This window comes from Pseudomonas sp. S31, from assembly GCF_016648105.1.
GTDB lineage: Bacteria > Pseudomonadota > Gammaproteobacteria > Pseudomonadales > Pseudomonadaceae > Aquipseudomonas.
The window spans coordinates 19,028-37,717 of sequence record NZ_JACVVE010000007.1; the positions used below are offsets into that span (position 1 = coordinate 19,028).

The following is an 18,690-nucleotide window of genomic DNA, read 5'->3' on the forward strand; positions in this document are numbered from 1 at the left end:
ATCAGCCGTTGAACACTTCATCCACGCTGTTCAGCGGGTAGTGCTTCGGATACGGCAGGGTAGCCACGCCGGATTCGATGGCAGCCTTGGCCACAGCGTCGGAAACGACGGTGATCAGACGAGCGTCCAGCGGCTTCGGAATGATGTACTCGCGACCGAACTCCAGGCCTTCAACACCGTAAGCATCGCAGACTTCCTTCGGCACTGGCAGCTTGGCCAGGTCCTTCAGGGCGATGGCGGCGGCGATTTTCATTTCTTCGTTGATGCGCTTGGCGCGAACGTCCAGGGCACCACGGAAGATGAACGGGAAGCCCAGTACGTTGTTGACCTGGTTCGGGTAGTCGGAGCGACCGGTAGCCATGATCACGTCGTTGCGAGTGGCGTGAGCCAGCTCTGGGGAGATTTCCGGATCCGGGTTGGAGCAGGCGAACACGATCGGGTTGGCAGCCATCGACTTAAGGCCTTCCGGGCTCAGCAGGTTCGGGCCGGACAGACCCACGAACACATCGGCGCCGTCCAGGGCGTCGGCCAGGGTGCGCTTGTCGGTGGCGTGGGCGAACTGGGCCTTGTACTGGTTCAGGTCGTCACGGCCAGCGTGGATCACGCCGCTGCGGTCGATCATGAAGATGTTCTCGACCTTGGCGCCCATGCTGACCAGCAGTTTCATGCAGGAGATGGCGGCAGCGCCGGCACCCAGGCAGACGATCTTCGCGTCTTCGAGCTTCTTGCCGGCGATTTCCAGGGCGTTGATCATGCCGGCCGCAGTGACGATCGCGGTACCGTGCTGGTCATCGTGGAAGACCGGGATGTCGCACTGCTCGATCAGGGTACGTTCGATCTCGAAGCACTCTGGCGCCTTGATGTCCTCGAGGTTGATGCCACCGAAGGTGATGGAGATGCGGCGCACGGTGTCGATGAAGGCCTGTGGGCTTTCCGATTCGACTTCGATGTCGAATACATCGATACCGGCGAAACGCTTGAACAGAACACCCTTGCCTTCCATGACCGGCTTGGAGGCCAGTGGGCCCAGGTCGCCCAGGCCGAGGATGGCGGTACCATCGGAAATCACCGCAACCAGGTTACCTTTGCCGGTGTATTTGTAGGCCAGCTCTGCATCGCGGCCAATCTCGCGTACCGGTTCGGCAACGCCTGGGCTGTAGGCCAGGGCGAGGTCGCGGGCAGTGGCGGTTGGCTTGGAGAGCTCGACGCTCAGTTTCCCCGGACGAGGTTGAGCGTGATATTCGAGAGCGGCGGTTTTCAGGTCTGACATGGTGGGCATTCCGCTTGTTTACTGTTCTGACGGACCGCCGAGGATACGCAAAGAGCCGGGGAGCCACAAGACTGGTCAGTCACTTGTGTCAAGGCCTTTAGCCTAAGACTTTACGCTATAACCCACGGGGCATACGCCTGACAGTGTGTACAATCCATTATCGAAATGTCTACATGTTTTGACTGGAAATACGTTCGAACATGCTCGGGTCCGTCAACGGCAGGAGCCAGCGCCGCTGGCCTGCCTTGAGCCCGCCCTTGCGGGATCGATCCAGCACCCAACCACGGGCTTCGACCTGGCGGCCCTGCAGTTCCTGGAAGAAACTGGACGGGAAGTTGCGCAGCAGACGGGCAGGCACCTGCAACACCAAGGCATTGTCCAGTTCCACCCAGACCCCGCCACGATTGCGCTCGATGCCCCGCACCGTGCCGCTCACCACGGCGAAGCCTGAGCGCTGCAGGGCATCGGCTTGCAGCACCGGCGATTGCCGCCAGAGGCCCGCGCCGGTGCTGCGCGCGGCGTGCTCGGCGCGCTGTTGACAGCCGGCCAGGCGAACATTGGGCGCCACCGCGACCCGGTAGCCCAGGCCTTCGCTGAGCAGTTGCGCTTCGAGATTGGCCCCATCGCGACCGTACAGGTGGGCCAGGGTCCGCCCGTACTTATCCTTGCCCTCGACGCCCGGCACCAGGCCAAGCAGACCATCGCTGGCCTTGACCAACGCCTGCAGACGACGCTTGGCAGCCTCGGCGAAGGGTTCGCTGGTACGCCCCTTGCGCCCGATTTCCGGGGCGTTGATGCCGATCATGCGCACGCTGCGCCCATCGCTCAGGCGCAGGGTATCGCCATCGACCACCTGACGCACCGCCACCGTCTGCGGGCTGGCTGGCAGCGGGCAGAATGCCGCAGCCGCCACCGGAAAATGCCAGATCGCGCCCACAAAAAAGGCGCCCACGAGGGGCGCCTTCTTTTGCAACAGCGCGAAGCCCGAAGGATTCGCCATGCGCATGATTACTTCTTGGTACCGAACATACCGAAGCGATCGGCGAACTTCTGTACGCGACCACCGGTGTCCAGGACTTTCTGCTTACCGGTGTAGAACGGGTGGCACAGGTTGCAAACGTCGATCGACAGGGTGTTGCCCAGGGTCGAACGGGTTTCGAATTTGTTGCCGCAGCTGCAGGTGACTGCAACTACTTCGTAGTTCGGATGAATATCTGCTTTCATGGTCACTTCCTCGAGCTGCGTGCCGCCACCCAACACCTATTGTTGAATACCGCACGTAATTAGGCGGCGAATAATACCAGAGCATGGCGCCAGCGCAAGTTGTCGCGTGTACCAGTGGTCGTCTGCTAGGCTCGCCACACCTTGAAATACCCTGCCGAGACCTTCCGCGTGTCCGACGTCATCCTGCGCCTTGCCCTGCCCTCCCCCCTGCGTCGCCTGTTCGACTACAGGGCACCGGCGAGCATGGCCCGCCAGGCCCTGACCCCAGGCATGCGCATTCGCGTGCCGTTCGGGCGGCGCGAGATGATCGGCGTGCTGGTGGAGGTCTGCGCGCAAAGCGAGGTGCCCGCCGAAAAGCTCAAGCCGGCCACGGCCCTGCTCGACCCGGTATCGCCGATCCCGGCCTCGCTGTTCAAGCTGTGCCTGTGGACCGCCCAGTACTACCAGCACAGCCTCGGTGACACCTTGAGCTGGGCCTTACCTACCCTCCTGCGCCAGGGCGAGCCGGCCGAGATGCGCCAGGAGCGCTTCTGGCACGTGACACCTGGTGCGCGCCTGGAAGACCCGCGCATCGCCCGCGCGCCGCGCCAGCGCGACGCGCTCAAGACCCTGGCCCAGCACCCCCATGGCGTGGCTCACAGCCTGTTGGGCAAACTCAACCTCAACAAGGACAGCCTTGACCTGCTACTGGCCAAGGACCTGGTCCAGGTCGAGGTGCGCCGCCACCTGCCGAGCGCCCGTCACGAGCACTGGCTGGCGCAGCCGGAGCTGCCGCTCAACGACGAGCAGCGCGAGGCCTTCGACAGCGTGCGCGAGGCCTTTGGCGGTTTCGCCGCGTTCCTCCTGGCGGGGGTCACCGGTAGCGGCAAGACCGAGGTGTACCTGCAACTGATCCGCGAAACCCTGGAAGCCGGCAAACAGGCGCTGGTGCTGATCCCAGAGATCAACCTCGGCCCACAGACCCTGGCGCGCTTCGAGCAGCGCTTCAATGCCCGCATCGCCCTGCTGCACTCGGCGGTGAGCGACCGCGAGCGCCTCGACGCCTGGCTGGCAGCGCGTGACGGCGAGGCGGACATCATCATCGGCACGCGCTCGGCGCTGTTCACGCCGATGAAGAACCCGGGCCTGATCATCATCGACGAGGAGCACGACGGCTCCTATAAACAGCAGGAAGGCCTGCGCTATCACGCCCGCGATCTGGCCCTGGTGCGCGCTCATCAGGAGAACGTGCCGATCCTGCTCGGCTCGGCCACACCGTCGCTGGAGACCCTGCACAACGCCCTGACCGGGCGTTACCGCCTGCTGCGCATGAACCAGCGTGCCGGCGGCGCACGCCCGCCGCGCATGCTGCGCCTGGACGTGAAGAGCCTGCCCCTGGACAGCGGCATCAGCGGCCCGCTGCAACAGGCCATCCGCCAGACCCTCGAAGCCGGCCAGCAGGTACTGGTGTTTCTCAATCGTCGTGGCTTCGCCCCCACCCTGCTGTGCCATGACTGCGGCTGGTTGTCGGAGTGCCCGCGCTGCGATGCGCGCATGACCGTGCACCAGCGCTCGGGCGTGCTGCGCTGCCACCACTGCGGCTATGACGAACGCCTGCCGCAGCATTGCCCCAAGTGCCAGCACGTCGATCTGCGGGCGGTCGGCGCCGGGACCGAGCGCGCCGAAGAGCGCCTCAAGGTGCTGTTCCCGGACTACCCGGTGCTACGCGTGGACCGCGACAGCACAGCGCGCAAGGACGCCATGCACAACCTGTTCAACACCATCCAGCGGGGCCAGCCGAGCATCCTCGTCGGCACCCAGATGCTGGCCAAGGGGCACCATTTCCCCCGGGTCACCTTGGTGGCCATCCTCGACGCCGATGGCGGGCTGTTCTCCGGCGACTTCCGCGCCAGCGAGCGCATGGCCCAGCTCATCGTCCAGGTGGCCGGGCGTGCCGGGCGTGCCGAAGAGCCGGGCAAGGTCATCATCCAGACCCACCTGGCCGACCACCCGCTGCTGGTGCAACTGACCGAACAGGGCTATTTCGCCTTTGCCGAGCAGGCCCTGGAAGAACGCCGCAGCGCCGGCCTGCCGCCCTACTCGCACCTCGCCCTGCTGCGGGCCGAGGCGCACAAGCCGGGCCAGGCGGAAGGTTTTCTCGACGAGGCGTGCGGCGCCGCCGAGCGACTGGTAGCTGAACAGCGCTTGCCCGGCATCGAATTGCTGGGGCCGGTACCGGCACCGATGGAGCGCCGCGCCGGGCGTTTCCGCGCGCAATTGTTGATACAGGCCAACACCCGGGCCCCCTTGCATCGACTGATCAGCGCCTGGTTGCTAGTGTTGGAGCAGATGCCGAGCGGGCGCCAGGTGCGCTGGTCGCTGGACGTCGACCCGGTCGACCTTTACTGAGCATCCCACGGGGCGTGCCGCAAAGGTTGGCAACCCGGCCCCGGCAACGGATAATGCCCAGTTTTTCCACCTGCGCATCCAGGCGCTCACCGCGCTTGCGGTCGAAAAGAGAATCCCATGAAAGACACCATTCGCCAGCTCATCCAGCAAGCCCTCACCCAACTCGCCACCGATGGTGTGCTGCCTGCAGGGCTGACGCCGGCGATCCAGGTCGAAAACGCCCGCGACAAGACCCACGGCGACTTCGCCAGCAACATCGCCATGATGCTGTCCAAGCAGGCCGGCATGAAGCCGCGCGACCTGGCGGAGAAACTCATCGATGCCCTGCCGACCAGCGACGACATCAGCAAGGTCGAGATCGCCGGCCCCGGCTTCCTGAACTTCTTCCAGAACACCGCTGCCCTGGCCGCCCGCCTGGATGCCGCCCTGGCCGATGGCCATCTGGGCGTACGCAAGGCCGGTCCGGCCGAGAAGGTAGTGATCGACATGTCGGCGCCCAACCTGGCCAAGGAAATGCACGTCGGCCACCTTCGTTCGACCATCATCGGCGACAGTGTCGCCCGGGTCCTGGAGTTCCTCGGCGACGACGTGATCCGCCAGAACCACGTGGGTGACTGGGGTACCCAGTTCGGCATGCTGATGGCCTACCTGGAAGAAAACCCGATCACCAGTGACGAGCTGTCGGACCTGGAGAACTTCTACCGCGCGGCGAAGAAACGCTTCGACGAGTCCGAAGAATTCGCCAACCGCGCCCGTGGCCTGGTGGTCAAGCTGCAGGCCGGCGATGCCGATTGCATGGCCTTGTGGACGCGCTTCAAGGACATTTCCCTGTCGCACTGCCAGAAAACCTACGAACTGCTCAACGTCAAGCTGACCATGGCCGACGTGATGGGTGAAAGCGCCTACAACGACGACCTGGCCAACGTGGTCGCCGACCTCAAGGCCAAGGGCCTGCTGGTGGAAGACCAGGGCGCCCAGTGCGTATTCCTCGACGAGTTCAAGAACAGCGAAGGCGAGCCCCTGCCCGTGATCGTGCAGAAGGCCGACGGCGGCTACCTGTACGCCACCACCGACCTTGCCGCCGTGCGCTACCGCAGCAACGTACTCAAGGCCGACCGCGCCCTGTATTTCGTCGACCAGCGCCAGGCACTGCACTTCAACCAGGTGTTCGAAGTGGCGCGCCGGGCCGGTTTCGTCGGCCACCCGATGCAGATGGAGCATATGGGCTTCGGCACCATGAACGGCGCCGATGGCCGCCCGTTCAAGACTCGCGACGGCGGGACGGTGAAGCTGATCGACCTGCTCACCGAGGCCAAGGAGCGCGCCTACGCCCTGGTCAAGGAGAAGAACCCCGGCCTGGCCGAGGACGAACTGCGCCACATCGGCGAGGTGGTTGGCATCGGCGCGGTCAAATACGCCGACCTGTCCAAGCACCGCACCAGCGACTACAGCTTCAACTTCGACCTGATGCTCAACTTCGAGGGCAACACCGCCCCTTACCTGCTGTATGCCTACACCCGCGTGGCCGGTGTGTTCCGCAAGCTGGGCAAGGGCTTCGACGAAGTCGACGGGCACATCGTGCTGCAAGCCGAGAAGGAACAGGACCTGGCCGCGCGCCTGGCCCAGTTCGGTGAAATCCTGAACAACGTTGCCGACAAAGGCACCCCGCATGTGCTGTGCAGCTACCTGTACGACCTTGCCGGCCTGTTCTCGAGCTTCTACGAAAACTGCCCGATTCTCGCCGCCGACACCGCGCAGCAACAGCAAAGCCGCTTGCGCCTGGCTGCCCTGACCGGCCGCACCCTCAAGCAGGGCCTCGAGCTGCTGGGCCTGGAAACCCTGGAGCGCATGTAAGTTGGCTGCCAAGAAAAAACCCGCTCCGAAACGCGGCGCGAGCCGCGCGCAAGCCCCCGCCAAGCAGCCGATCCCAGGATGGGTATGGCTGGCGGTCGGCCTCACCGTGGGCGCCTTCATCGTTTTCCTGATGAAGCTCGAACCCGGCGGTGGTGACATCAAGCGCGCCAAGCCCGAGCAACAGAAGCCGGAAAAGGTCGCCGAGGCCAGCAAGGGCAGCACCGCCACCACCGCGCAGCAACCGGTGAAGCCGAAGTACGACTTCTACACGCTGCTGCCGGAGTCGGAGGTCATCGTGCCGCCGGAGGCCGTACCGGAGAAGACCCCGCCGGTACCGGCGCAGCCGGTGACCCCGGTCACCCCTGCCGAAGCGGCGAAGATCGACACCGCCCGCGCCCAGGCCGCACTGCTGGGGCAGACCCCGCCACCCGCGCCACCAGTGATCAAGCCGGCCGCTACCACGCAGTTCTTCCTGCAGGCCGGCTCGTTCCGCAAGCAGGCCGATGCCGACCGGGTCCGCGCGCAGATCATCCTGCTCGGCCAGGTGGTCAAGGTCGAGTCAGGGACGGTCAAGGAAGAAACCTGGTACCGCGTGCTGGTCGGCCCGTTCAGCAACCGCGAACAGTTGACCGTGGCGCAGAAGCAGTTGGCGGGGGCGGGTTTCAGCAACCTGCTGCTGCAACAGCGGCAGACCCGGCAGTAACGCCAACGGGAACGAAAAAAGGCCTTGCCGCTCGCTGCGACAAGGCCTTTTTCATGGACAGGGGCCCCGTCAACGCTGGGCATTGGCCTCGGACACCTGGCTGTTCAGCGTCCAGAAATCGTACAGCACGCCCAGCAAGAACAACCCGCCAGTAAAGAAGTAAATGATCGCACTGATCCACTTGCCCTGATAAAGACGGTGCACACCGAAAATACCCAGGAAGGTCAGCAGAAGCCAGGCGATGTTGTAGTCGATGCGCCCGGACTGGAAGCGCAGGTCCGCTTCGCGATCCATCGACGGGATCAGGAACACGTCGATCAACCAGCCGATGCCGAACACACCGAGGGTCAGGAACCAGATCGTCCCGGTGATCGGCTTGCCGTAGTAGAAACGGTGCGAGCCGGTGAAGCCGAAGATCCACAACAGGTAGCCGATGACCTTGCTATGGGTGTCGTGATACGGCGCCCCTTGTTGATAAGTGTTCATTCATTGTCCCCCTGGGGTTATCCAAAAATTTTCTAACGGAAAATGTGACTTTTCCGGCGCAGGCCGACGTACGGCAACATGACAATCGACCAACGGATCAGAAATTGATCAAAAAGCTGTTATAAAGTTGCGCGCCCAACACACAACATTCATAAGAGCTTCATCTATGCCGCCTTTGTTCAAGACATGGCTGACCCTCTGCCTATTATTGCCCCTGGCCGCTCACGCCACCAATCGTGAGCAACGTCTTCCCAACGGGTTCACCGGCTATACCACCAATGCCGCAGTGAGACACGCACCGGCCAAGCACACCACGCTGCGTGCCCGCACGGTCGCCAGCAGCCACGGCGTGCCGGTCGCCTCGATGTCGCCGAAGCAGAGCAGCGACGTGCTGAGCCGCGCCGTCAATGTACTCGGCACCCCCTATCGCTGGGGTGGCAGCAGCCCGAAGAAGGGCTTCGATTGCAGTGGCCTGGTCAAGTACGCCTTCAATGACGTGGCCAATGTCGACCTGCCGCGCACCTCCAATGCCATGGCCCAGGGCCACGGTATCAAGGTGGCCAAGGGCGACCTCAAGCCTGGCGACCTGATCTTCTTCAACATCAAGAGCCGCCGCGTCAATCATGTGGCCATCTACCTGGGTAACGACCGCTTCATCCATGCTCCACGCCGTGGCAAGCGGGTGAGCATCGACAACCTGAACAAGCCCTACTGGCAGAAGCATTATGTCGTCGCCAAGCGCGTGCTGCCGAAGGATCAGCAGCAGTTGAACCTGGCCAAGCGCTGATCGGCGCTTTTCTGTCCCGGCCTCTTCGCGGCGGTTCGGCGCCCCGATAAACCCGCTCCTACACAGGACCGGGGGATACCCTGTAGGAGCGGGTTTATCGGGGCGCCGAACCGCCGCGAAGAGGCCGGAGCAGGTATTACGGCTCGTCGATCACCCCCCGCTCCTGCAACCTGCGCATCGCCCCCTCCATCGTCCGCATTCCCTCTGCCCCACCGGCCTGCATCACCGAACACAACTGTGCCATGCGCCCTTCACGCACCAGGTTGCGCACCGCCGGCGTGGCCACCAGCACCTCCCTGGCCGCCACCCGTCCACCGCCGACCCGTTTGACCAGCACCTGCGCCACCACCATGCGCAACGAGTCGGCCAGCATCGTCCGGACCTGGTTCTTTTCCTCGGCAGCGAAAACCTCGACCAGACGTTCGAGACTGCCGGCAGCCGAACGCGTATGCACCGTGGCCAGCACCAGGTGCCCGGTTTCCGCCGCCCGCAGCGCCAGGCGGATGGTCTCCAGGTCACGCAGCTCGCCGATCATGATCACGTCTGGATCCTGGCGCAGGGCACTGCGCAGACCTTGGGCGAAATCCCGGCAATGGCGGCCGATTTCCCGCTGATTCACCAGGCTTTGCCCATCCTTGTGGATAACCTCGATGGGATCTTCCAGCGTGATGATATGCAGCGCCCGTTCGCAATTGAGCCGGTGAAGCAAAGCAGCGAGGGTGCTGGACTTGCCGCTACCGGTCGGCCCACCGACCAGCACCAGGCCATCGGTGTACTTGGCAACAGCTAGATACACTTCTTCCAGCTCAAGTGCGGCCAGCGTCGCGATGTCGTTCGGAATCAACCGCAAGGTCGCCGCGGGCCCACGCAACTGGCGGTACAGGTTCAAGCGAAAGCGCCCAAGCTGCGGCAGCTCCAGCGCCAGGTCGAGATCTTCGCCCTGTCGCCAACGCACTGTCTGCTCGGCGTCCAGCCAGTGCTCCAGCGCATCGTCCAGCACCGCCGGCTGCAGGATAGGCAGGTCCATGCGCCGCAGCTCACCCTCGCAACGCAGCATCGGTATCTCGCCCGCAGCCAGGTGCAGGTCGCTCGCCCCTGCCTCCACGGCTCGAGCCAGCAGGTCGGTCACGTCCATGAGACTCCCCAAAGGCCTTCAAGCAGGTAGAATGCCGCAGACTCCCTGAGCCGTTGGCATCGATCCATGTCCACCATAGCAGACAACCTTTCCGCCCTCGCCGCCCGCATCGACAGCGCCGCCAAGGCTGCCGGCCGGGCCCCGGCGAGCATCCAGTTGCTGGCGGTGAGCAAGACCAAGCCCGCCAGCGCCATCCGCGAGATCCACGCCGCCGGCGTGCGCGACGTGGGGGAAAACTACCTCCAGGAAGCCCTGGCCAAGCAGCAGGAACTCAACGACCTGCCCTTGATCTGGCACTTCATCGGCCCCATCCAGTCGAACAAGACCAAAGCTATCGCCGAACATTTCGACTGGGTACATTCCGTGGACCGCCTGAAGATCGCCCAACGCCTGTCCGAACAGCGCCCTGCCGGCCTGGCACCGCTGAACATCTGCCTGCAGGTGAACGTCAGCGGCGAAGACAGCAAGTCCGGCTGCGCCCCGGCCGACCTGCCGGCACTGGCCCAGGCAGTGGCGGCCTTGCCCAACCTGCGCCTGCGCGGGTTGATGGCGATCCCCGAGCCGACCGACGACCACGTCGCCCAGCAAGCCGCCTTTGCCACCGTGCGCCAGTTGCGCGATGACCTGGGCCTTGGCCTGGATACCCTGTCGATGGGCATGAGCCACGATCTGGAGGCGGCGATCGCCCAGGGTGCGACCTGGGTCCGTATCGGTACCGCCCTGTTCGGCGCTCGCGGCCCGAACCACAGCGGGCCCGTCTGATTCCATGCTTTACTCACTCTTTCCTTCAAGGACCTGACATGAGCAAGACTCGTATCGCCTTTATCGGCGCCGGCAACATGGCCGCCAGCCTGATCGGTGGCCTGCGTGCCCAGGGCCTGGATGCCTCGCAGATTCGCGCCAGCGACCCCGGCGCCGAAACCCGCAGCCGCGTCCAGGCCGAGCACGGCATCGAAGTGTTCGAAGACAACGCCCTGGCCATCGCCGGCGCCGACGTCGTGGTGCTGGCGGTCAAGCCACAGGTCATGAAAGCCGTCTGCCAGGCCCTGCAGCCCCGCCTGCAGGAGGGCCAGCTGATCGTCTCCATCGCCGCCGGCATTACCTGCGCGAGCCTGCAAGCCTGGCTGGGCGCCCGCCCGGTGGTGCGCTGCATGCCCAACACGCCAGCCTTGCTGCGCGAGGGCGTCAGCGGCCTGTACGCCACTGGCGAAGTCTCCGACACGCAGCGCCAGCAAGCCGAGCAACTGCTGTCGGCCGTGGGCACCGCCTTGTGGCTGGACCAGGAGCAACAACTGGATGCCGTCACTGCCGTCTCCGGCAGCGGCCCGGCCTACTTCTTCCTGCTGATCGAGGCCATGACCGCAGCCGGCGAAAAACTCGGCCTGCCGCGTGAAACCGCCTCCCAGCTGACCCTGCAGACCGCCCTTGGCGCTGCGCGTATGGCCGTGGCCAGCGACGTCGACGCCGCCGAGCTGCGCCGCCGCGTGACCTCGCCCGCCGGCACCACCGAAGCGGCGATCAAGTCGTTCCAGGGCAACGCTTTTGAAGCCATCGTCGAGCAGGCGCTGCAGGCTGCGGCCACGCGCTCTGCCGAACTTGCCGAACAACTGGGCAAATAAGGAGTTCTTGATGAATGCACTGTCCGGCGCCGCGATCTTCGTGGTGCAAACCCTGGTCAGCCTGTACCTGGTGATCGTCCTGCTGCGCTTCGTGCTGCAGCTGGTCAAGGCCAACTTCTACAACCCGCTGAGCCAGTTCGCGGTGCGCGCCACCCAGCCGCTGCTCAAGCCGATCCGCCGCATCATCCCCAGCATCGGCGGCCTGGACACCTCGTCGCTGCTGCTGGCGGTGGTCATCCAGGCACTGTTGATGGCCTTCGTGCTGATGCTCACCTACGGCGTGTTCGGCGACGTGCTGCACCTGCTGCTGTGGGCCATCATCGGCGTCACCTCGCTGTTCCTGAAGATCTTCTGGGTGGCGATGATCGTCATGGTGATCGTCTCCTGGGTCGCGCCCAACAGCCATAACCCGGCTGCCGAGCTGGCCTACCAGATCAGCGAACCGGTGCTCGCGCCGTTCCGCCGCCTGGTGCCGAACCTTGGCGGGCTGGATATTTCGCCGATCTTCGCGTTCATCGCCATCCAGGTGATCCAGTCGTTCGTCATGCCACCGCTGGCCGCCTACGCCGGCATGCCACAGGAACTGTGGCGGATGATCTGACCCTGGCCAGCGCTCGTTGACCCCGGCGGCAAGCCTTTGCTTGCCGCTGCGGGTAGCGCTCTTTAGACTTACGCCTCCGTCAAGCGTGAGCAGGGTCGATGTCCACTGTCCTTCCCGAAGATTCCGTCGGTCTGGTGACCCCGCAGGTTGCCCGGTTCGACGAGCCCCTGGCCCTGGCCTGCGGCCGTTCCCTGGCCAGCTACGAGCTGGTCTATGAAACCTATGGCACCCTGAACGCCAGCGCGAGCAATGCCGTGCTGATCTGCCATGCCCTGTCCGGCCACCACCATGCCGCCGGTTACCACGCTGCCACCGACCGCAAGCCAGGCTGGTGGGACAGCTGCATCGGCCCAGGCAAGCCGATCGACACCAACCGTTTCTTCGTGGTCAGCCTGAACAACCTCGGCGGCTGCAATGGCAGCACCGGCCCGAGCAGCCTCAACCCGGCCACCGGCAAGCCCTATGGCGCCGACTTCCCGGTACTGACCGTGGAAGACTGGGTTCACAGCCAGGCGCGCCTGGCCGATCGCCTGGGTATCGGCCAATGGGCCGCCATCGTCGGCGGCAGCCTTGGTGGCATGCAGGCCCTGCAATGGACAATCACCTACCCCGAGCGTGTACGCCACTGCGTCGATATCGCCTCGGCGCCCAAGCTGTCGGCACAGAACATCGCCTTCAACGAAGTGGCGCGCCAGGCCATCCTCACCGACCCCGAATTCCACGGCGGCTCGTTCCAGGACCGGGGCGTGATTCCCAAGCGCGGCCTGATGCTGGCGCGCATGGTCGGCCACATCACCTATCTGTCCGACGACTCGATGGGCGAGAAATTCGGCCGCGAACTCAAGAGCGACAAGCTCAACTACGACTTCCACAGCGTCGAGTTCCAAGTCGAGAGCTACCTGCGCTACCAAGGCGAGGAGTTCTCCGGCCGCTTCGACGCCAACACCTACCTGCTGATGACCAAAGCCCTGGACTACTTCGACCCGGCCGCGGCCGAGGGCGGCGGCCTGGCCGCCAGCCTGGCCCACGTCAAGGCGGACTACTGCATCATGTCGTTCACTACCGACTGGCGCTTCTCACCGGCCCGCTCGCGGGAAATCGTCGACGCCCTGATGGCGGCGCGCAAGAACGTCTGCTACCTGGAAATCGACTCGCCATATGGGCACGATGCCTTCCTGATCCCCACGCCTCGCTACATGCAGGGTTTCTCGAACTACATGAACCGCATCGCCATCTGAGGACAGCATGAGAGCCGATCTGGAAATCATCCACGACTGGATCCCCGCCGGTAGCCGAGTACTCGACCTGGGCTGCGGCAGCGGCGAGCTGCTGGCTTCGCTGCGTGATCGCAAGCAGGTCAGCGGCTATGGCCTGGAAATCGACCCCGACAACATCGCCGCGTGCGTGGCCAAGGGCGTCAACGTCATCGAGCAAGACCTGGACAAGGGCCTGGGCAACTTCGCCAGCAACAGTTTCGACGTGGTGATCATGACCCAGGCCCTGCAGGCCGTCGAATATCCCGACCGGATCCTCGACGAGATGCTGCGGGTGGGGCGCCAGTGCATCATCACCTTCCCCAACTTCGGCCACTGGCGCTGCCGCTGGTACCTGGCGACCAAAGGGCGCATGCCGGTGTCGGACTTCATGCCGTATACCTGGTACAACACGCCGAACATCCACTTCTGCACCTTCGCCGATTTCGAGGAGCTGTGCCACGAACGCCATGCCAAAGTGCTCGACCGCCTGGCGGTCGACCACTTGCACCGCAATGGATGGGGCGGGCGGCTTTGGCCTAATCTTCTAGGTGAAATCGGTATCTACCGCGTCAGCAGCCCAGGCCTGCAGGAACATCAGCTCGCGGTCTGACGCCCACCGGAGGACTCGCACCATGCGTCGCCTAGCCCTGTTCCTGTTCAGCCTGTGCCTGGCCCTGCCAGCCCTGGCAGCCGACGCCACCCGCCCCGAGCGCAAGGAAGTGTTCGGCGACGTGGCGGTGCACTACAGCGCCTTCACCTCCAGCATGCTGCAGCCGGACATCGCCGCCGCCACCGGGCTGACCCGCAGCAAGAACCAGGGGGTGCTGAACATTGCCGTGATCAAGGCCGGCAAGCCGAGCACGGCGGTGGTCAGCGGCACGGTGAAGGACCTCACCGGGCGCAGCAGCCCATTGTCGTTCAAGCAGATCACCGACCGGGGCGCGGTGTACTACATCGCCCAGTTCAAGATCGAACAGGCCGAGACCCTGACCTTCGACCTGAACGTCGAAGCCGGCGGTATCAGCCATCCACTCAGTTTCAACCAGGAAGTTTTCCCAGGCGAATGATGAATTTCCAGCAACTCGTATTGGCCAGCCACAACGCCGGCAAACTCAAGGAACTCCAAGCCATGCTCGGCCAGTCCGTGCAGCTTCGCTCGATCGGTGAGTTCAGCCAGGTCGAGCCCGAGGAAACCGGCCTGTCGTTCGTCGAAAATGCCATCCTCAAGGCGCGCAATGCCGCACGTATCTCCGGTTTGCCGGCGCTGGCCGACGACTCCGGCCTGGCAGTGGACTTCCTCGGTGGTGCGCCGGGCATCTACTCGGCGCGTTATGCCGACGGCAAGGGCGATGCGGCGAACAACGCAAAGCTGCTCGAAGCCCTGAAGGACGTGCCCGAGGCCGAGCGAGGTGCCCAGTTCGTCTGCGTGCTGGCACTGGTCCGGCATGCCGATGACCCGCTGCCGATCCTCTGCGAAGGCCTGTGGCACGGGCGCATCCTGCGCCAGGCCAGCGGCGAGCATGGCTTTGGCTACGATCCGCTGTTCTGGGTGCCAGAGCGCGACTGCTCGAGCGCCGACCTGACCCCTGTGGATAAGAACCAGCTCAGCCACCGCGCCCGCGCCATGGCCCTGCTGCGTCAACGTCTGGGCCTGGCATGATCGCAACGCTGTCCCAGCCGGGCGCGGCGGGCTTCTCCAAGCTGCCGCTACTGGCGCTGTACATCCATATCCCGTGGTGCGTGCGCAAGTGCCCCTACTGCGATTTCAACTCCCACGCCGCCGGGCCTGAACTGCCGGAAGAGGCTTACGTCGACGCGCTGTTGACCGACCTCGATCTGGAGTCGCCCGCAGTGCAGGGCCGGCCGATTTCATCGATCTTCTTCGGCGGCGGTACGCCGAGCCTGTTCAGCGCCAATGCCCTGGGGCGTCTGCTGCGAGGCGTGGAGCAACGCATCCCGTTCGCTGCAGATATCGAGATCACCCTCGAAGCCAACCCTGGCACCTTCGAGCAGGACAAGTTCAAGGCCTACCGGCAGACCGGCATCAATCGCCTGTCGATCGGCGTGCAGAGCTTCCAGCCCGAGAAGTTGCAGGCGCTGGGCCGGATCCATAATGGTGACGAGGCGATCCGCGCCGCTGCCATGGCCCGCGCCGCTGGCTTCGACAACTTCAACATGGACCTGATGCACGGCCTGCCCGACCAGTCGCTGGACGACGCCCTGGGCGACCTACGCCAGGCCATTGACCTGGGTCCCACCCACCTGTCCTGGTACCAGTTGACGGTGGAACCGAACACGGTGTTCTGGAACCAGCCGCCGGAGCTGCCCGAGGACGACATACTCTGGGACATCCAGGAAGCCGGCCAGGCGTTGATGGCAGCCAACGGCTACAAGCAGTACGAGGTTTCGGCCTACGCCCAGGCCGGGCGCGCTGCGCGACACAACCTAAACTACTGGCGCTTCGGCGACTTCATCGGCATCGGTGCCGGCGCCCACGGCAAGCTGACCTTCGCCGACGGCCGCATCCTGCGCACCTGGAAGACCCGCCTGCCCAAGGATTACCTGAACCTGGCCAAGCCGTTCAAGGCCGGTGAAAAGCTGCTGCCAGTCGATGAGCTGCCGTTCGAGTTTCTGATGAACGCCCTGCGCCTGACCGAGGGCGTGGAGGCCGAGCTGTTCACCCAGCGCACCGGCCTGCCCCTGGCGCAATTGGACGAGGCACGTCGTGCGGCCGAACAAAAGGGCCTTTTGCAGGTCGAACCGGATCGGCTGGTGGCCACACCGAGGGGCCAGCTGTTCCTCAATGACCTGCTGCAGTATTTCTTGACCTAAGGATGACCCATGGATCTGGTACTCGACCTGCTCGCGACGGTTTCCCGCTGGAGCCGCAGCAACCTCTCGGAGATTTCCCTGGCCCTGGTGGGCTGTTTGCTGGTGCTGTTCGGCACCGACATCAAGGGCTGGGTGGAACAACGCCTGGGCGGCCTGGCCGGTGCGCTGCGCGTGCCGTTCATGGCGCTGCTGGTGATGATCGGCAGTGGGGCGGCGCTGATCTATGCCACGCCGTGGGTGGTGAAGGGGTTGGGGCAGTTCAACAACTACGCGCTGGCACCGGTGCTGCTGGTGGTGCTGGTGTTGATCGGCGTGGTGGCGGATCGCCGGGGGTAAGTTGCTAAAACTGCCCTGGCGAACCAGGGCAGCCCTACCACCTGACTAGCCCTTACTGGGCATCGTCGAAGTGATCACGCATGAAGTCTCGTGCGGTCTTGAGGACAATCAAGATCCGGATGAGCTTCCAGACGCGGCTCAGCGTATCAAGCAAACGCTTCATAAGCCTTGGCCTCCGTGTTGGCGGGCCAATCTTCCAGCATCTAACCGGTACTTCGATGCCTTCGAAAACAGTGGCAGTGTTTTCAGTGAAGTGGCCAGGTTGATGGCCCTTCGAGATCAGCTACCGGCACGGTTCTCAGGCCGTGTCGAAGGGGCCGGAAAGCAGAATTCTTCACCTACCCGGCCCATCACCGAATTCATCCCCACAGGAGCAGCGCGATGATACTTGGGATGCACCGCCAAAGCTGTTAACTGCCCCGACACATGTAATGCTGGGTATTTCTGATTATTGACGCGCAATACCGGGCTGCCTATGATTCGGTGACAGTGGCAGTGTTTTCGGTGATACCCAGAGCGAAGGATACTCAGTCCTATCGCTCACAAAAAAACCGCTCTTCTCAGAGCGGTTTTTTTCGCCTGCATTTCGACAGGCTCCAGCACATCGAAAGCCTCGATCAGCCGATCAATCCACCTTCTCGAACTTCAGATCCCACACCCCATGCCCCAGTCGCTCGCCACGGCGTTCGAACTTGGTGATCGGGCGTTCTTCCGGCCGCGGCACGTAGGCACCGTCTTCGGCACGGTTGCGATAGCCCGGGGCGGCGCTCATCACTTCCAGCATGTACTCGGCATACGGTTCCCAGTCGGTGGCCATGTGGAACACGCCACCGGGCTTGAGCTTGCGCCGTACCAGCTCGGCGAACTCCAGCTGAACGATACGGCGCTTGTGGTGGCGCGCCTTGTGCCATGGGTCCGGGAAGAACAGCATCAGGCGGTCGAGGCTGTTGTCGGCCACACAGCGGTTGAGCACCTCGATGGCGTCGCAGTCATACACCCGCAGGTTCTTCAGGCCTTGGGTCAGCACGCCGTTGAGCAGCGCACCGACACCCGGGCGGTGCACTTCGACACCGATGAAGTCCTGCTCCGGTGCGGCGGCAGCCATCTCCAGCAAGGAGTGGCCCATGCCGAAGCCGATCTCCAGGGTGCGTGGCGCCGAGCGGCCGAACACCTGGTCGTAGTCGACCGGGCTGTCGGCCAGCGGCAGGATGAACAGCGGGCCACCCTGGTCGAGGCCGCGTTGCTGGCCTTCGGTCATGCGCCCGGCGCGCATCACGAAGCTCTTGATGCGGCGGTGGTGGCGCTGGTCGCCGTCGGCGGAGATCGGCGTATCTTGCGAGTCAGTCATCGGGGGCTCTTACTTGATCAGACCATCCAGCGGCGAAGAAGCGCTGGCATAGAGTTTTTTCGGCATGCGGCCGGCGAGGTAGGCCATGCGCCCGGCGACGATGGCGTGCTTCATGGCTTCGGCCATCAGCACCGGCTGCTGAGCGTGGGCGATCGCCGAGTTCATCAGCACCGCCTCGCAGCCCATTTCCATGGCGATGGTGGCATCGGAGGCGGTACCCACGCCGGCATCGACCAGCACCGGCACCTTGGACTCCTCGAGGATGATCTGCAGGTTGTACGGGTTGCAGATGCCCAGGCCAGTGCCGATCAGGCCGGCCAGCGGCATCACCGCGATGCAGCCGGCTTCGGCCAACTGGCGGGCGATGATCGGATCGTCGCTGGTATAGACCATCACATCGAAACCGTCCTTGACCAGCACTTCTGCGGCCTTGAGGGTTTCGATCACGTTGGGGAACAGGGTTTTCTGGTCGGCCAGGACTTCCAGCTTGACCAGGTTGTGGCCATCGAGCAACTCACGGGCCAGGCGGCAGGTGCGCACGGCCTCGACCGCGTCATAGCAGCCGGCGGTGTTGGGCAGGATGGTGTAGCGGTCCGGCGGCAGCACGTCGAGCAGGTTCGGCTCGCCCGGGTTCTGGCCGAGATTGGTACGGCGCACGGCCACGGTGACGATTTCGGCACCCGAGGCCTCGATGGCCAGGCGGGTTTCTTCCATGTCACGGTATTTGCCGGTGCCTACCAGCAGGCGCGACTGGAAAGTACGCCCGGCCAGGGTGAAGGGCTTATCGCTGCGAACGTTGCTCATCGTGGTTCCTCGGGAAAAGGTTACGGGATTTGCGGGTGAATCGCCGG

Annotated in this window: 20 protein-coding genes; 13 read left to right on the forward strand and 7 right to left on the reverse strand. The window is 64.2% G+C overall.

Features of this window, described 5'->3' with window-relative positions:
* Nucleotide 1 precedes the first annotated feature (1 nt).
* The 3 genes from IAE37_RS07525 to rpmE form a co-directional block, all read right to left on the reverse strand.
* A complete protein-coding gene (locus tag IAE37_RS07525; protein ID WP_201171697.1) occupies nt 2-1,270 on the reverse strand; it encodes a malic enzyme-like NAD(P)-binding protein in 1,269 nt (422 codons plus the stop codon).
* A gap of 169 nt (nt 1,271-1,439) precedes the next feature.
* Nucleotides 1,440-2,276 carry a thermonuclease family protein gene (locus IAE37_RS07530; protein ID WP_201171700.1) on the reverse strand — a complete coding sequence of 279 codons (837 nt, stop codon included), beginning with the start codon at nt 2,274-2,276 and terminating at the stop codon, nt 1,440-1,442.
* 2 nt (nt 2,277-2,278) lie between these two features.
* The gene (gene rpmE / locus IAE37_RS07535) at nt 2,279-2,494 is read right to left on the reverse strand and encodes a 50S ribosomal protein L31 (protein ID WP_201171709.1); all 216 of its coding nucleotides are present in this window, start codon (nt 2,492-2,494) and stop codon (nt 2,279-2,281) included.
* Between the two features lie 168 nt (nt 2,495-2,662).
* On the opposite strand from rpmE, the gene IAE37_RS07540 reads away from it, so the two are divergent.
* The 3 genes from IAE37_RS07540 (at nt 2,663) to IAE37_RS07550 (ending at nt 7,439) form a co-directional block, all read left to right on the forward strand.
* Nucleotides 2,663-4,882 carry a primosomal protein N' gene (locus IAE37_RS07540; protein WP_201172107.1) on the forward strand — a complete coding sequence of 740 codons (2,220 nt, stop codon included), beginning with the start codon at nt 2,663-2,665 and terminating at the stop codon, nt 4,880-4,882.
* A gap of 117 nt (nt 4,883-4,999) precedes the next feature.
* Nucleotides 5,000-6,736 carry an arginine--tRNA ligase gene (argS, locus tag IAE37_RS07545; protein WP_201171710.1) on the forward strand — a complete coding sequence of 579 codons (1,737 nt, stop codon included), beginning with the start codon at nt 5,000-5,002 and terminating at the stop codon, nt 6,734-6,736.
* A gap of 1 nt (nt 6,737) precedes the next feature.
* Nucleotides 6,738-7,439: an SPOR domain-containing protein gene (locus tag IAE37_RS07550; RefSeq protein ID WP_201171711.1), complete on the forward strand. Its 702-nt coding sequence runs from the start codon at nt 6,738-6,740 to the stop codon at nt 7,437-7,439.
* 69 nt (nt 7,440-7,508) lie between these two features.
* Here IAE37_RS07550 and IAE37_RS07555 read toward each other — a convergent pair whose 3' ends face one another.
* On the reverse strand, nt 7,509-7,925 hold the full coding sequence (locus tag IAE37_RS07555) for an NINE protein (RefSeq protein WP_201171712.1): 417 nt from the start codon (nt 7,923-7,925) through the stop codon (nt 7,509-7,511).
* 166 nt (nt 7,926-8,091) lie between these two features.
* Here IAE37_RS07555 and IAE37_RS07560 point away from each other — a divergent pair, with 166 nt between their 5' ends.
* A complete protein-coding gene (locus IAE37_RS07560; protein ID WP_201171714.1) occupies nt 8,092-8,712 on the forward strand; it encodes a C40 family peptidase in 621 nt (206 codons plus the stop codon).
* A gap of 136 nt (nt 8,713-8,848) precedes the next feature.
* Here IAE37_RS07560 and IAE37_RS07565 read toward each other — a convergent pair whose 3' ends face one another.
* On the reverse strand, nt 8,849-9,847 hold the full coding sequence (locus IAE37_RS07565) for a type IV pilus twitching motility protein PilT (protein WP_201171716.1): 999 nt from the start codon (nt 9,845-9,847) through the stop codon (nt 8,849-8,851).
* Nucleotides 9,848-9,913: 66 nt separating this feature from the next.
* Here IAE37_RS07565 and IAE37_RS07570 point away from each other — a divergent pair, with 66 nt between their 5' ends.
* The 9 genes from IAE37_RS07570 to IAE37_RS07610 all read left to right on the forward strand — a co-directional run bounded on the left by IAE37_RS07570 (nt 9,914) and on the right by IAE37_RS07610 (nt 16,491).
* The gene (locus IAE37_RS07570) at nt 9,914-10,609 is read left to right on the forward strand and encodes a YggS family pyridoxal phosphate-dependent enzyme (RefSeq protein ID WP_201171718.1); all 696 of its coding nucleotides are present in this window, start codon (nt 9,914-9,916) and stop codon (nt 10,607-10,609) included.
* A 38-nt stretch (nt 10,610-10,647) separates the two neighbouring features.
* Nucleotides 10,648-11,466: a pyrroline-5-carboxylate reductase gene (gene proC, locus IAE37_RS07575; RefSeq protein WP_201171720.1), complete on the forward strand. Its 819-nt coding sequence runs from the start codon at nt 10,648-10,650 to the stop codon at nt 11,464-11,466.
* A 10-nt stretch (nt 11,467-11,476) separates the two neighbouring features.
* Nucleotides 11,477-12,067: a YggT family protein gene (locus IAE37_RS07580; protein WP_201171722.1), complete on the forward strand. Its 591-nt coding sequence runs from the start codon at nt 11,477-11,479 to the stop codon at nt 12,065-12,067.
* Nucleotides 12,068-12,165: 98 nt separating this feature from the next.
* Nucleotides 12,166-13,305: a homoserine O-succinyltransferase MetX gene (gene metX, locus IAE37_RS07585; RefSeq protein ID WP_201171724.1), complete on the forward strand. Its 1,140-nt coding sequence runs from the start codon at nt 12,166-12,168 to the stop codon at nt 13,303-13,305.
* A 7-nt stretch (nt 13,306-13,312) separates the two neighbouring features.
* Entirely contained in the window at nt 13,313-13,933 is a 621-nt protein-coding gene (gene metW / locus IAE37_RS07590; RefSeq protein ID WP_201171726.1) for a methionine biosynthesis protein MetW, read from the forward strand.
* 22 nt (nt 13,934-13,955) lie between these two features.
* Nucleotides 13,956-14,390, forward strand: a complete 435-nt coding sequence (locus tag IAE37_RS07595; RefSeq protein WP_201171728.1) for a DUF4426 domain-containing protein — start codon at nt 13,956-13,958, stop codon at nt 14,388-14,390.
* A complete protein-coding gene (gene rdgB, locus IAE37_RS07600) occupies nt 14,387-14,983 on the forward strand; it encodes an RdgB/HAM1 family non-canonical purine NTP pyrophosphatase (protein WP_201171736.1) in 597 nt (198 codons plus the stop codon). Before IAE37_RS07595 ends, rdgB begins: the two co-directional genes overlap by 4 nt.
* Entirely contained in the window at nt 14,980-16,155 is a 1,176-nt protein-coding gene (gene hemW, locus IAE37_RS07605) for a radical SAM family heme chaperone HemW (RefSeq protein WP_201171744.1), read from the forward strand. The genes rdgB and hemW overlap by 4 nt, the downstream gene beginning before the upstream one ends.
* 9 nt (nt 16,156-16,164) lie before the next feature.
* Nucleotides 16,165-16,491 (forward strand): DUF3392 family protein, encoded by a 327-nt coding sequence (locus IAE37_RS07610; RefSeq protein ID WP_023378203.1) that lies wholly within the window; start codon nt 16,165-16,167, stop codon nt 16,489-16,491.
* 625 nt (nt 16,492-17,116) lie between these two features.
* Here IAE37_RS07610 and trmB read toward each other — a convergent pair.
* Together trmB and IAE37_RS07620 are read right to left on the reverse strand one after the other, a co-directional pair.
* The gene (trmB, locus tag IAE37_RS07615) at nt 17,117-17,839 is read right to left on the reverse strand and encodes a tRNA (guanosine(46)-N7)-methyltransferase TrmB (protein ID WP_201171749.1); all 723 of its coding nucleotides are present in this window, start codon (nt 17,837-17,839) and stop codon (nt 17,117-17,119) included.
* 9 nt (nt 17,840-17,848) lie between these two features.
* Nucleotides 17,849-18,643 (reverse strand): thiazole synthase, encoded by a 795-nt coding sequence (locus tag IAE37_RS07620; RefSeq protein ID WP_008092966.1) that lies wholly within the window; start codon nt 18,641-18,643, stop codon nt 17,849-17,851.
* Between the last annotated feature and the right edge of the window lie 47 nt (nt 18,644-18,690).